Origin of the sequence: Streptomyces lincolnensis, from assembly GCF_021173675.1 — a bacterium.
Lineage (GTDB): Bacteria > Actinomycetota > Actinomycetes > Streptomycetales > Streptomycetaceae > Streptomyces > Streptomyces lincolnensis_B.
On the sequence record NZ_JAIHON010000003.1, the window covers coordinates 85,547 to 99,163 of the forward strand.

General features: G+C 71.3%; 12 protein-coding genes. 7 read left to right on the plus strand and 5 right to left on the minus strand.

The features are described from left to right. Positions 1–125 precede the first annotated feature (125 nt). Positions 126–2,369, plus strand: a complete 2,244-nt coding sequence (locus K4B79_RS07575) for a glycoside hydrolase family 9 protein (protein ID WP_232025527.1) — start codon at positions 126–128, stop codon at positions 2,367–2,369. On the opposite strand, the gene qcrB is transcribed toward K4B79_RS07575, so the two are convergent. Then, positions 2,314–3,873, minus strand: coding sequence for a cytochrome bc1 complex cytochrome b subunit (gene qcrB / locus K4B79_RS07580; RefSeq protein ID WP_232025528.1), 1,560 nt, complete (start codon positions 3,871–3,873; stop codon positions 2,314–2,316). The genes K4B79_RS07575 and qcrB overlap by 56 nt on opposite strands. Positions 3,874–4,071: 198 nt before the next feature. Here qcrB and K4B79_RS07585 point away from each other — a divergent pair, with 198 nt between their 5' ends. The 5 genes from K4B79_RS07585 to K4B79_RS07605 all read left to right on the plus strand — a co-directional run bounded on the left by K4B79_RS07585 (position 4,072) and on the right by K4B79_RS07605 (position 8,473). Next, entirely contained in the window at positions 4,072–4,317 is a 246-nt protein-coding gene (locus tag K4B79_RS07585; protein ID WP_232025529.1) for a hypothetical protein, read from the plus strand. A gap of 3 nt (positions 4,318–4,320) precedes the next feature. Beyond that, a complete protein-coding gene (locus K4B79_RS07590; RefSeq protein WP_232025530.1) occupies positions 4,321–4,698 on the plus strand; it encodes a toxin Doc in 378 nt (125 codons plus the stop codon). A gap of 536 nt (positions 4,699–5,234) precedes the next feature. Next, entirely contained in the window at positions 5,235–6,833 is a 1,599-nt protein-coding gene (locus tag K4B79_RS07595; RefSeq protein ID WP_232025531.1) for an RICIN domain-containing protein, read from the plus strand. Positions 6,834–6,996: 163 nt separating this feature from the next. Beyond that, positions 6,997–8,004, plus strand: a complete 1,008-nt coding sequence (locus K4B79_RS07600; RefSeq protein WP_232025532.1) for an ArsR/SmtB family transcription factor — start codon at positions 6,997–6,999, stop codon at positions 8,002–8,004. Between the two features lie 121 nt (positions 8,005–8,125). Further along, positions 8,126–8,473, plus strand: coding sequence for a hypothetical protein (locus K4B79_RS07605; protein ID WP_232025533.1), 348 nt, complete (start codon positions 8,126–8,128; stop codon positions 8,471–8,473). Positions 8,474–8,526: 53 nt separating this feature from the next. Here K4B79_RS07605 and K4B79_RS07610 read toward each other — a convergent pair whose 3' ends face one another. The 3 genes from K4B79_RS07610 to K4B79_RS07620 all read right to left on the minus strand — a co-directional run bounded on the left by K4B79_RS07610 (position 8,527) and on the right by K4B79_RS07620 (position 12,258). Further along, positions 8,527–9,696, minus strand: coding sequence for a lactate 2-monooxygenase (locus K4B79_RS07610; RefSeq protein ID WP_232026214.1), 1,170 nt, complete (start codon positions 9,694–9,696; stop codon positions 8,527–8,529). Positions 9,697–9,763: 67 nt separating this feature from the next. Next, positions 9,764–11,410: a purine-cytosine permease family protein gene (locus tag K4B79_RS07615; protein ID WP_374208431.1), complete on the minus strand. Its 1,647-nt coding sequence runs from the start codon at positions 11,408–11,410 to the stop codon at positions 9,764–9,766. A 296-nt stretch (positions 11,411–11,706) separates the two neighbouring features. Next, positions 11,707–12,258 carry a hypothetical protein gene (locus K4B79_RS07620; RefSeq protein WP_232025534.1) on the minus strand — a complete coding sequence of 184 codons (552 nt, stop codon included), beginning with the start codon at positions 12,256–12,258 and terminating at the stop codon, positions 11,707–11,709. A 328-nt stretch (positions 12,259–12,586) separates the two neighbouring features. Here K4B79_RS07620 and K4B79_RS07625 point away from each other — a divergent pair, with 328 nt between their 5' ends. Further along, entirely contained in the window at positions 12,587–13,018 is a 432-nt protein-coding gene (locus K4B79_RS07625; protein WP_232025535.1) for a subtilase-type protease inhibitor, read from the plus strand. Between the two features lie 134 nt (positions 13,019–13,152). Here the strand turns inward: K4B79_RS07625 and K4B79_RS07630 are convergent, their stop codons facing one another. Beyond that, on the minus strand, positions 13,153–13,542 hold the full coding sequence (locus K4B79_RS07630) for an anti-sigma factor antagonist (RefSeq protein ID WP_232025536.1): 390 nt from the start codon (positions 13,540–13,542) through the stop codon (positions 13,153–13,155). Between the last annotated feature and the right edge of the window lie 75 nt (positions 13,543–13,617).

The following is a 13,617-nucleotide window of genomic DNA, read 5'->3' on the forward strand; positions in this document are numbered from 1 at the left end:
CGGGCGGAACGAGTCCCGTCCGGACCGTTGACGGGATGTCATGGCTGCAACAAGCATGGCCTTCGCCCACATCTGGGAGCGCTCCCACGCCGAGCGTGACCCGTACCTCTCCGAGGAGCCCGGACGTGAAACGACGCAGAACCGCCCTGATCTCCCTGACGGCCCTGCTCGGGGCGGCACTCGTGGGCCTCCCCGCCCCCGGGGCCGCCGCCGACGAGGTCGAACAGGTCAAGAACGGCACCTTCGACACCACCACCGCCCCCTGGTGGACCACCAGCAACGTCACCGCGGAACTGTCCGGCGGACAGCTCTGTGCCGCCATACCGGGCGGCACCGCCAACCGCTGGGACGCCGCCGTCGGACAGAACGACATCACCCTGGTCAAGGGCGAGTCGTACAAGTTCTCCTTCAGCGCGAACGGTTCGCCCGAGGGACACGTGCTGCGCGCCATCGTCGGGCTGTCGGCGGCGCCCTACGACACCTACTTCGAGGTCAGCCCGCAGCTCAGCGTGTCGGGCAACACCTACTCCTACACGTTCACCTCGCCCGTCGACACCGCCCAGGGCCAGGTCGGCTTCCAACTCGGCGGCAGCGCCGACCCGTTCCGCTTCTGCATGGACGACGTGTCCCTGCTGGGCGGTGTCCCGCCCGAGGTGTACGAGCCCGACACCGGGCCCCGGGTCCGGGTCAACCAGGTCGCCTATCTGCCGGCCGGTCCCAAGAACGCCACACTGGTCACCGACGCGACCGCCAGTCTGCCCTGGCAGCTGAAGAACGCCACCGGCGCGGTGGTGGCCCGGGGCGCGACCGTCCCGCGCGGCACCGACGCCTCCTCCGGGCAGAACGTGCACTCCATCGACTTCGGCGCCTTCAAGAAGAAGGGCACCGGCTTCACCCTGGTCGCCGACGGCGAGACCAGCCGCCCCTTCGACATCGGCACGAGCGCCTACGAGCAGCTCCGCCTCGACGCGCCGAAGTACTACTACACCCAGCGCAGCGGCATCGCGATCCGCGACGACCTGCGCCCGGGCTACGGCCGCGCCGCCGGACACGTGAACGTGGCCCCCAACCAGGGCGACAAGGACGTGCCCTGCCAGCCGGGCGTGTGCGACTACACGCTCGACGTCACCGGCGGCTGGTACGACGCGGGCGACCACGGCAAGTACGTGGTCAACGGCGGCATCTCCACCTGGGAGGTACTGAGCACCTACGAGCGCGAGCTGCTGGCCCGCACCGGGCAGGCGGAGCGCCTCGGCGACGGCACCCTCGCCATCCCCGAGAGCGGCAACAAGGTGCCCGACATCCTCGACGAGGCCCGCTGGGAGCTGGAGTTCCTGCTGAAGATGCAGGTGCCGGCCGGGCAGCCGCTGGCCGGCATGGCCCATCACAAGATCCACGACGAGCAGTGGACCGGTCTGCCGCTGATGCCGAGCGACGATCCGCAGAAGCGTGAGCTGCACCCGCCGTCCACCGCGGCGACCCTGAACCTGGCGGCGACGGCCGCGCAGGCGGCCCGTCTGTACAAGCCGTACGACAAGGCGTTCGCGGCGAAGGCCCTCGCGGCCGCCCGCACCGCCTGGGCGGCGGCGCTCGCCCACCCCGACCGGTACGCCTCGGAGAGCGACGGCATCGGCGGCGGCACCTACGCCGACAACAACGTCACCGACGAGTTCTACTGGGCGGCGGCCGAGCTGTACCTCACCACCGGTGAGAAGGCGTTCCAGGACCACGTCCTCGCCTCGCCCGTCCACACCGCAGACATCTTCACCCCCGTCGGCTACGACTGGGCCAGGACCGCCGCCGCGGCCCGCCTGGACCTCGCCACCGTGCCGAACAGGCTGCCCGGCCGCGACAAGGTCCGCCAGTCCGTCGTCAAGGGCGCCGACCGCTACCTGGCCACGCTGAAGGCCCACCCGTACGGCATGCCGTACGCCCCCGAGGGCAACGTCTACGACTGGGGCTCCAACCACCAGATCCTGCACAACGCGGTCGTCATCGCCACCGCGTACGACATCACGGGCGGCTCGAAGTACCGGGACGGCGCCGTGCAGAGCATGGACTACATCTTCGGCCGCAACGCGCTGAACATGTCGTACGTGACCGGCTACGGCGAGGTCAACGCCCATAACCAGCACGCCCGTTGGTACGCCCACCAGCTGGACCCGAGCCAGCCCAACCCGCCGCGGGGGACCTTGGCGGGCGGGCCGAACTCGAGCATCCAGGACCCCTTCGCACAGAGCAAACTCCAGGGCTGTGTCGGCCAGTTCTGCTACATCGACGACATCCAGTCCTGGTCGACCAACGAGCACACCATCAACTGGAACTCGGCCCTGACCCGGATGGCGTCCTTCGTGGCGGATCAAGGCTGAGCGCCTCGGAGCCGGCACTCGCGTGCTCCACCAGCTCACCGGGCCTCAAGTGCGCGGTGAGCGTGTGGAGCCGCGCCTGATCGAGCGGCTGGTGCACCTCGACGTACTCACCGTGCGGCAGCCGCTTGATCACGCCGGTCTCCCGGCCGTGCAACACCAGCTCCTTGTCCCGGAGTTGCAGCCCGAGGCAGATCCGGCGGGTCACCACGAACACCACCGCCGGGACCACGAACACCGCGATCCGTACCAGCCAGGTCACCGTGTTGATCGACAGATGCAGCCGGGTCGCCACGATGTCGTTGCCGCCGCCCGCCAGCAGCACCAGGTACAGGGCGATCCAGGCCGCGCCGAGCGCCGTGCGCACCGGCCGGTTGCGCGGGCGGTCCAGCAGATGGTGCTCACCCTTGTCACGGGTGAACCGGGCCTCCAGGAACGGGTACACGCCGATGAGCACCAGCAGCAGCGGGAACACCACGATCGGGATCAGCACCCCGAGGACGAGGGTGTGGCCCCAGAAGGTGATCTCCCAGCCCGGCATGATCCGCACCAGCCCCTCCGCGAAGCCGAGGTACCAGTCGGGCTGGGCGCCCGTGGAGACCTGGTCGGCGCGGTAGGGGCCGTACGACCAGACCGGGTTGATGCTCGCCACGGCCGCGAGCAGTGTGAGCGAGCCGAAGACCAGGAAGAAGAAGCCGCCCGCCTTCGCCATGTAGACCGGCATGAAGGGGGTGCCGACCACGTTGCGCTCGGTCCGTCCGGGACCCGCGAACTGGGTGTGCTTGTGGTAGAAGACCAGCAGCACGTGGGCCACGACGAGCGCCGCCATGATGCCCGGGATCACCAGGATGTGCAGCGAGTAGAAGCGGGCCACGATGTCGTGGCCGGGGTACTCGCCGCCGAAGAGGAACATCGCCAGGTACGTGCCCACGATCGGCACCGCCAGCAGGGCGCCGTGGACGAACCTCATGCCCGTCCCGGACAGCAGGTCGTCGGGCAGCGAGTAGCCGAAGAGCCCCTCGAACAGCCCGAGGAACAGCAGCGACCAGCCGAACAGCCAGTTGAGCTCGCGCGGCTTGCGGAACGAGCCGGTGAAGAAGTGCCGCATCATGTGCGTGAGCATCCCGGCCACGAAGACGAGCGCCGCCCAGTGGTGCAGCTGCCGGATCAGCAGCCCGCCGCGCACGTCGAAGCTGATGTCCAGGGTGGAGGCGTACGCCTCGGACATGCGGACGCCGTTGAGAGGGGCGTAACTGCCGTGGTACGTCACCTCGTTCATCGACGGATGGAAGAAGAACGTGAGGTACACGCCGGTCAGGATCAGCACGATGAAGCTGTAGAGGCAGATCTCGCCGAGCAGGAAGGACCAGTGGTCGGGGAAGACCTTGCGCAGGTACTTCTTGCCCAGGGTGTGGGTGCCGAGGCGGCCGTCGAACCAGTCGGCCATCCGCTCGCCCCTGCCCCGCCGGCCGGTGCCGGGTACCTCGGAAACGCTCTGTTCGGACATAGGTGTGGTCCTCCCGATGGCTCGCTCACCAAAGGGACGGCGTCGGGGGACCGGAATGTGACATCACCCCGTCCCGATGTGGCCCACGCCACAACGGAGCCCGTGCCACGACCGTCGGGCGGCGGGCCCGGTACCCCGGCAGTACTCACTTGACCTGGGGTTATTTACGGGTAAGTACCCGAGCGGTACCGTGGTGGCATGCCTGCTCTGAACGTGGAATTCAGCGATCGCGAGCTGGAGGACCTGCGGCAGATCGCCAAGGAGCGCGGTACGTCGATGAAGGCCCTGGTGCGCGAGGCCGCCGCGGCCGACATCGCCCGGCACCGCGCGCTGCAGGAGGGTGCCGAGGCCTTCCGCCGGTTCTTCGCCTCCCATGCCGACGAGTTCGCGGCCGCCTTCCCCGACGACGAACCCCGGGCCCAGGGCGCCGGGCGGGTCGCCTGACCGATGGCTCCCGTGGTCCACATCGACGTGCCCTGGCTGCTCCAGCGTCACGAAGAGGTCCTGCCCGAGCAGCCCGTCATCAACGACTTCTCCGCGCTGGTGGCCGCCGTCGCCCGGCACCGTGTCGACCCGCCGCGCCTCGGCGTGGACTCCGACCCCGCCTGGCGGGCCGCCGCGCTGCTGCACACCCTCGCCCTGCTCAAGCCCCTGCCGTCGGCCAACGCCCGCTTCGCCTGCGCCACCGCGGTGGCCTACATGTTCGTCAGCGGCGTCGGCATCGACCCGCCCTACGGCACCCTCGTCGACCTCGCCCGCGACCTGATCTCCGGCAAGACCGACGTGTACGGGGCCGCCGACCGGCTGCGGTCCTGGCAGATCTGACCCCGTCGCGGGATCTGCCGTCCGCCCTCCGGGCCGCCGACCGAGGGCGGGAGGAACGGGGTCGGCGGCCGTCGTCGCGCAGGAGAGCCTCCCCGAGCTCTCGGCTTCGCTCGAGCCCGGGGCGACCCCCACCCTGCGCGGGGCCTCCGAGGAAAAGGCCGGGTTCCAGTCCACTACGCGGTGCGGCACGCGGGGAGCGTGCGAGGCCCTGCGGCACGTGCGCGTGATTCACACGGGGCGCATGGAATCGTGAAAGGCCGGACGGGGCACATGAGTTGCGCTCGTATCCGACGTGCTTTCCATGAGGTGCATGTTGCCCCGGTGCCTTGTTGGCCCTGTGTGACATGTGCAAGGGTGAACTGTCGGTGTGGGGGGGAAGGACCGGCTCGCATTCGTCCCGAGGGGAAACGGGGGCGGGCGGATGCTGGTGAATTCACGCTCCCTGCACCCGCGCCCGAAAGCCGCGCCCCGATCCCGGGCCCTTTCGGCGACCAGAACTTCTGTGTGCGCCCTGCGCGCGGGAAGGAATCAGCTCAGTGCTCACCCCCCACCCCCCTCGCCCGCCCTACCCACCGTCCGGCGCAGTTCCCGGGGATTCGGACGAGAATATCGGCGACGCCCTCACCGGCCGCCCGGACCACGAGACCTCCCGGTCCGTCGCGCTCCTCATGGCCCGGCACTGGCGGCAGACCCACGAGTACGCGGTGATCTGCCTCGCCGCCGAGGGCACCGCCTCCATGGTCACCGCCGCCGCCTTCCACCAGGTGCTCGGCCGTCTCGCGCTCGGCGAGAAGGCCGTGGCGCTGCGCCCGAGGCTGCTCGTCACCGTGCGGGACACGGTCCGGCAGTGGGCGGCAGAGGACCGGATATCCGATGTTCTGCCGGAGCTCCGGAAACCCGCCGGCACTCGCGGTGTGCGGTCGGCCGTGTCGTCGACGCCCGAACATCGCAAGCTGGCCGAACGGTCATTCCACGCCCTTCCCGGACTTTTTCGGTGTCTGTTGTGGCATGTGGAGGTGGAGGGGGAGTCCTTAACCGTTCCCGCCGCCCTCCTCGGCGTGGATACCGACACCGCGTCGGTGTCACTCGAACAGGCGCGTGAAAAATTCCGTGAAGGTTGTGTACATGCCCATCGAGAACTCGCGCCGACCCAGGAATGCCGGTACTACAACCGGCTCCTCGACGTTCCCATTCGCCGCGGCGGGGCCCTGCTGCCGGATGTCCAGCAGCATCTGGGGCAGTGCGGCCACTGCCGTAATGCCGCCGAACAACTGAGCCATTTCGAGGGCGGGCTGGGGGTGCTGCTCACCGAGGCGGTGCTCGGCCGGGGCGGCCGCCGCTACCTCGACACCCGCCCGGGCCGGGGGCACGAGGAGCCGCGCGTCCGCGTCTCGGGCCGGCACGGCGGCGGACGCAGACGCCTGCTGCCCGGTGTCCCCGCATCCCTCCGCCGCCCGACCCCCGGAGGACCGCGCTCCTCGCGCACCCTGGTCGCCGGCGTCGGTCTCGCCTCCGCCGGGCTCGTGACCGCCCTGCTCGTCGGCGGCCTGTGGACGGACGACGACGGCGCCGACCCGGCCGCCTCCACCAGCGCCACCGGCGGCCTCGGCACCACCCCGGGCGCGTCCTCGGGCACCGCCGGACTCCCCTCCGGGCCCGGAACCACCCGGCTGCGCAACCTCGCGACCGACCTGTGCCTCGACATCGACGGCGAGCCGAAGGCCGGGGCCGGCACCGAACTCGCGGCCTGCTCCGACACGCCGACCCAGCAGTGGTCGTACGAGGACGACGGGCTGCTGCGCAGCGTGGCCGAGCCGGACCTGTGCCTCGACTCGCACCTGGCCGCCGGAGTGGTGGTCCTCGGCACCTGCGCCGCCCAGAACACGAAGCGGGGCGACGACGTCCGCTACGACCTCACGGTCCAGGGGGAGGTGCTGCCGCGCGGGGACGGGCAGCTGGCCTTCACCCCCACCACCGACGACCCGGGCGCCGGGCTCGTCGTCAAGATCCGGGACGGCTCCGCCCGACAGCGCTGGCTGACCGACCCGGTCTCGACGGCGAGCCCGGGTTCACTGTCCGGACCCGCGACGAGGACGCCGTCCACGCGCGTGGTGACGCTCTCCGAGCGGACGTAGAGGCGAGCCGTCGCCAGGGCGCCGGACGGTGGTCGGGCGCCGGTTCTCTCGCGGATGTCCGGAACCGCATCCCTCCCTCGACGCTCCAGGCGTCACCGAGCGGCACGGCTGGCAGTCTGGTGCGGCGATGACCGCGCACGACACAGCTGTGGGGGGCAGGACCGTGTTACGCGTTCACTTCACCGCCGAGGACCTGGCGCGCGTCCAGGTCGCCACCGAGCTCGACCCCCTGTGGGAGACGGTGCTGGGGCTTCAGCAACTGACCTGTCCGGGGCGGGGCGCCCGTGTCTTCCGGCTCTGGCGGCGGCAGGCGGGTGAGGTCGTGACGCAGCGTCAACTGGAAGGCGCCGTACGGATGTTGTCCGCTCTGGTGCCGAGCAGCGGGGCCTTCCCGGACTTTCTCACCCCGGCGGCGGCCGCATCCGGACTCGATGCCGGGCTGGACGCCGTCCGGGGCACCCCGCTCGGGCGTCTGCGGCGCGAACTGCGGTGGCTCCCAGTACCCGCCCGGCGCGGGCCGGCACCCCTGTGGCTGCGGGACCTGGCGGCCGGCGACCGGGACCGGATGGCCGAGCTCACGGACGCGCTGCGCGCCGTGCACGAGGCGGTCAGCGCTCCGCACTGGCCGGAGGCCGCCGCCCTGGTCGAGGCGGACCGTGCCCTGCGCGCCCGGACGCTGCGGGACGGCGGTGTGCACGGGCTGCTCGGCTCGCTGTGCACCGCCGTACGGTGGGATCCGCCGGTGCTGCACGCCGACTACCCGGTCGACCGCGACCTGCGTCTGAACGGCCGGGGCCTGCGGCTCATCCCGTCGTACTTCTGCTGGCGCACCCCGGTCGCGTTCGTCGACCCGGAACTGAGGCCGGTCCTGGTCTATCCCGTCGACCACGGCACCCCGGGCGCGGCCCGGGACGACCGGCAGGCTCTGCCCGCCCTGCTGGGCCGCACCCGTGCCCGGGTGCTGGCGGCGCTGGACGACACGGCGACGACCGGGGAGCTGGCCCGCCGCCTGCGGGTGTCACCGGCCTCGGCCAGCCAGCACGTGCACGTCCTGGCCGCCGCCAACCTGGTGCGCAGCCGACGGGAGGGAAACCAGGTCCTGCACAGTCTCACGCCCCTCGGCAGCGCCCTGCTCAGCGGGCGGGTGCCCCTCGGCACGTCCCTCACCTGAGGTTTTCGGGCCTCCCTGAAACACATGGCGCCCCCGGCACCACGCGGCCCACGCTGTCGGTGGGGCCGGAACCGTGGCCCACCGACCACAAGATCCAGCACGATTCAGGGGGAACACACTCATGGCACTTCGCAAACTGGCCGCGACCCTGCTCGCCGCCGGGACGCTGACGGCGGGATCGCTGATCGGCGCCTCGTCGGCCTCGGCGGCCCCGGCGGGCGCCCAGCTGGACTGCCCGTACTACTTCGTCTGCGGGCAGGCCGCCAACGGCAGCTGGTTCCGGTACAAGACCTGTGACTTCGAGTTCCAGCTGCCCAACCTGATCGGCTCGGGGCCCCTGATCAACAACCAGACGCCGGGCACGGTGGCGAAGTTCTACGACAAGAACCACAAGCTTCTCTTCACCTCCAAGGCGTACCAGTCTCGCACGGTGAACTGGACGCCGGTCTGGTACGTCATCGCCTGCTGAGGCACGGCACGGCCCGCGGGGCGGCGCACGTCACCGCCCCGCGCGGCCGACGGTCAGGCCGGATCCTCGACGAGGTCCCCGGGGCCCACCGTGGCCGGCCCGGCATGGCCGGACAGCGCGAGGGTGAGGTCCAGCTCCGCCAGCAGACAGCGGACGACGTGCTCGACGCCCGCCTGTCCGTCGAGCCCGAGGCCGTAGACGTACGGGCGTCCCACGAGCACCGCCCGCGCGCCGAGCGCCAGGGCCTTGAAGACGTCGTCGCCGGTGCGGACCCCGCTGTCGAACAGGACCGTCAGCCGGTCGCCGACCGCTTCCACGACCCGCGGCAGCGCGTCGGCGGCCGCGACCGCGCCGGCCACCTGGCGGCCGCCGTGGTTGGACACCACCACGCCGTCCATCCCGGCGTCGGCGGCGAGCCGGGCGTCGTCCGGGTGCAGGACGCCCTTGAGGACGATCGGGCCGCCCCAGTTCTCGCGCAGGAACGCCAGGTCCGGCCAGGTCTTGGCGGGATCGGAGAACATGCCGACGAAGTGCATCACGGCCGCGTTCGGATCCTCGTGCACCGGCTTGGCCAGCCCCGCTTGGAACGCCGGGTCGGAGAAGTAGTTGGCGGTGCCCACCCCGCGCAGGAACGGCAGATACGCCTGGTCGAGATCGCGCGGCCGCCAGGACAGCATCGGGGTGTCCAGGGTGACGACGAGGACGGTGAACCCGGCCGCCTTCGCCCGGTCCAGGAAACTCCGGGCCACCTCGGGATCCTTGGGCCAGTACAGCTGGAACCACCGCTCGGCGTCCCCCATCGCCTCCGCGACCTGCTCCATCGGGGTGCTGGACGCCGACGACAGGATGTACGGCACTCCCTGCGCCGCCGCGGCCCGGGCGGCGGCCGGCTCGGCGTCCGGGTGCATGATCGACAGCACGCCGACCGGTGCCAGGGCCAGCGGGGCGGGCAGTGTCCGCCCCAACACCTCGACGGACAGGTCCCGTTCGTGCACGTCCCGCAGCATGCGCGGCACGATCCGGCGCCGCTCCAGAGCCGCCCGGTTGGCCCGAGCCGTACTGCCGTCGCCCGCGCTGCCCGCCACATAGCCGACCGGACCGGGACCGAGCCGCTGCTCGGTGAGCTCCTCCAGCCGCGTCAGATCGGTGGGCAGGCGCGGCACGGCACCCGACATCCCGTTCAGGTAGATCTCGTACTGGAAGTCCGCCCAGTGCTTGGCCATCCGTGCGCCCAGCCTCTCCTCGTCGAGCCGCGTCGCCCCGACCATACTGGCCGGTACGGCACCGAGGTCAGGCCCGGGACGTGGCCGAGGGGACGGTCTCGCCGTCGGGGCTCCCCGGACCGGTGATCGGCGGCACCGGCACGTCCACCGTGCGGACCAGCCGCGCGCCCTCGGGGCCGTACACCGCCCGCGGCTCGGGGAAGAGCCGCAGCAGCGTCAGGAACAGCACCGCGGCCACGACCAGCGACAGCGGCAGTCCGATGTCCACACCGTCGGCGAGATCCCCGAGCGGTCCGACGAACTGGCCCGGGATGTTGGTGAAGAGCACCCCGATCAGGGCCGACACCCACCAGGCGGTCATACCCCGCCAGTTCCAGCCGTGCGCGAACCAGTAACGGCCGCCGCGCTGACGGCGGTTGAAGACCTGAAGGGCGTCCGGGTCGTACCAGCCGCGCCGGGTGAGGTAGCCCAGCATCATCACGACCATCCAGGGCGTCGTACACGTGACGATCATGGTGGCGAAGGTCGAGATCGACTGCACGAGGTCCAGTTCGAACCGTCCGACGAAGATGAACACGATCGACAGCGCCCCGACCAGCACCGTCGCCCGCACCCGGGACAGCCGCGGGAACACCGAGGAGAAGTCGAGCCCCGTGCCGTACAGGGCGGTCGTCCCCGTCGACATCCCGCCGATCAGGGCCAGCAGACACACCGGCAGGAAGAACCAGCCCGGCGAGATCGCCAGCAGCCCGCCCACGAAGTCGGGGGCCGCCGGGTCGACGTACCGCGGCGCCTGCGCGGCGATGATGCTCGCGGTCGCCAGCCCGAAGACGAACGGCACCAGGGTCGCGATCTGGGAGAGGAAGGCGGCGCCGACCACCCGACGGCGCGGGGTGCTCGCCGGGATGTAGCGCGACCAGTCGCCCAGGAAGGCGCCGAAGGAGACCGGGTTCGACAGCACGATCAGCGCCGCGCCGATGAACGACGGCCAGAACAGCGCGTCGGTCGCCGCGTCCGCCGACTCCGTGAAGACGCCCGCGTACGACGGGTCGAAGTCACCGGCGAAGGCGACCGCGCCCAGCAGGAACAGCACGGTCGCCGAGGCCACCGCGACCTTGTTGACCCACAGCATGAACCGGAAGCCGTAGACGCACACCACGAGCACCAGCCCGGCGAACAGCGCGTACGCCACGCCGTAGGACACGTCGTCGCGCTCCAGGCCGAAGAGCCGGTGGGCGCCGCCGACCAGGGCGTCGCCGGAGCTCCACACCGAGATGGAGAAGAACGCGACGGCGGTGAGCAGCGACAGGAACGAGCCGACCACCCGGCCGTGCACACCGAGGTGCGCCGACGAGGAGACGGCGTTGTTGGTGCCGTTGACCGGCCCGAACACCGCCATCGGACACAGGATCAGCGCGCCGACGACCACGCCGAGGAGGGTGGCGGCGAGGCCCTGCCAGAAGGAGAGGCCGAACAGGATCGGGAAGGCGCCGAGGACACAGGTGGAGAAGGTGTTGGCGCCGCCGAACGCGAGGCGGAACAGATCGAGCGGACGCGCGGTGCGGTCCGCGTCCGGGATGCGCTCCACGCCGTGGGTCTCGACCTCGGTGAGGGAAGGGGGCGAGGGCGGGGCGGCGGGGGAGACGGCGGCGCCGGACTGCTCGGGTGGCGCGGGCTGTTCGGGCCGGTCGGAATGTTCGGGCTGCGGGGACACGGGGGCTCCAGCGGGGACGGGGCGGTGGAGCGCGGGGTGGCGCGGCGGTGGGGACGGGCGGTCGCCGACGCCGGGGTGTGCGGCGGTGACGGAGCCCGTCCTCTCGGCGGTCCGCCGACCGTACGGCGGCGCAACGGGCTCGGAACAGAAGGCGTTTCATCCATCTTCCGGCCTTCTGGTGTGCGAATCATCCACCGGAGTCATCGACCGGAGTGATCGACCCGAGTCATCCACCCGAGCCATCCACCGGGGTCATCACCCACCGGCCCCGCCCACCGGCCTCGTCCACTCGGCGCTCACTCCTCGTCGGCCGGAGTGTCCTCGGGCTCGGCGTCGGGTCCCTGTGCCCGTACCCGCTGGACGTGTTCCAGGGACTCCCGGAGCTCGGCGAGCCAGTCGTCGGTGTGGCGCTGGACCAGGCGCACGCACCAGGCGAGGGCGTCGCTGCGGCTGCGGGCCACCCCGCCGGCGATGAGGGTGTCCAGGACCTGACGCTCGGGCTGCCGCAGCCGGGTCATGACGGGGGCCGCGACATGCGTGAACAGGGCGCGCTCCGAGCCGCACTCCACACCCCAGGAGACCTTCCGGCCGTACCGGTGCTCGGCGTCGCGTGCCACCGCGATCCGGGCGTCACGGGTGCGCTCCCGGAACTCCTGGATCCGGCCCTGTACGGCGGCCTCCCGCTCGGCGGCCGGGGCGTCCTCGACCAGCCGGGGTTCGGGAACACGGCCGATGACGGTGATCTCCTCGCGGTCGACCGTCACCTCGACGAGCTCCTCGAACAGATCGTCCGGCAGGCGGCCGGCGAACCAGCCGCGCAGCTTCTCTTGCTGCTCTGAAGTAATCATGTAATTACCATTACTCCGCGTGGACGGGAACGCAAGAACCTGTGCCCCGGGTGCGCTCAGGGCTGAAAAGCGGAATGTTTCAGGCCTATTGCCGAGCGGGGGAGATCCGGCCATCCGGCCGGACGGGCCGATCAAGAGCCGCTCGCTTCGGGGGTCTTGGCGTTCGAATTCCGTTACTTCACGCCACTGATTCAATACGCAAGGTTACTGAAACCCGTGGGGTCGATGTGAGTTTCGGTGGCGGACTCGGCAGACTCGCGCTCGCCGCAGTCGGCACCGACCGGGCCGGCCGTGGCACACCCTCGAATCCAGCGGAAGGATGCACACGATGCGGAACACCGCGCGCTGGGCGACGACCCTCGCCCTCACGGCCACCGTCGTCGGCGGCCCCCTCACGGGAGCCGCGCTCGCCGCCCAGCCCACCCCGTCCGCGCTCTACGCCCCCTCGGCCCTGGTGCTCACCGTGGGCCACGGCGACAGCGCGGCCCTCGCCACTCCGGAACGCGCGGTCACCCTGACCTGCGCACCGACCGCCTCCGGCACCCATCCCGCGGCCGCCCTGGCCTGCGCCCAACTGCGCGCCGTCGACGGCGACATCGACGCCCTGACGCCCGGAAGCGACATCCGCTGCACCAAGCAGTACGACCCCGTGGTGGTCACCGTGGACGGTGTCTGGAGGGGGCAGCGCGTCTCCTATGAGCGCGTCTTCGGCAACGAGTGCGTGAAGAACTCCTACGGGAGCGGTGTCTTCACGTTCTGAGACCGGGATCCCGTGGCCCCCGTGAACCCTTCAGGAGGCCCGTGACCGGGGAGTGCGAGCTCCTGTCACGGGGACCTGTGATCCCGCACCGGGGGTCGGCGGACGGAGTGGGGCCGTCCGCCGACCTCTTGGCCTCAGCCCGCCTCGTCGGGCAGCCGGGGCAGGGGAGGGAAGCGGCCCGACAGGCCCGAGGCGCGCAACAGCCGCAGCACGCGCGGCTGGTCCGTGACGACACGGAGCCGCCCGTCGCGCTCCCTGGCCCGCCGGTCCGCGCGGCACAGCACCCGCAGCCCCGAGCAGTCGAAGAAGTCCACGTACCGCAGATCCACCAGGACGTCCGGCCCGGGGCCCGAGGTCGCCGCGTCCAGGTGATCGGCGAGGAGGTGGGCGGTCGCCACGTCTATCTCGCCCGAGACCTCGACCACCGTGAAGGGACCGCCGACCCGGGTGCGGGCGTACTGGTTAGTCACGGGTGCTGCGGGGACGGGCTCGTCGGCGTCGGGTTCGTCGGCGTCGGGCGTCATGTCCTCTCCACCTCGGCGGGGCACGCATGTGGTCTCGGTAGTTACCCCGGCCGGGTCCGCTACATCCCTGTGGAG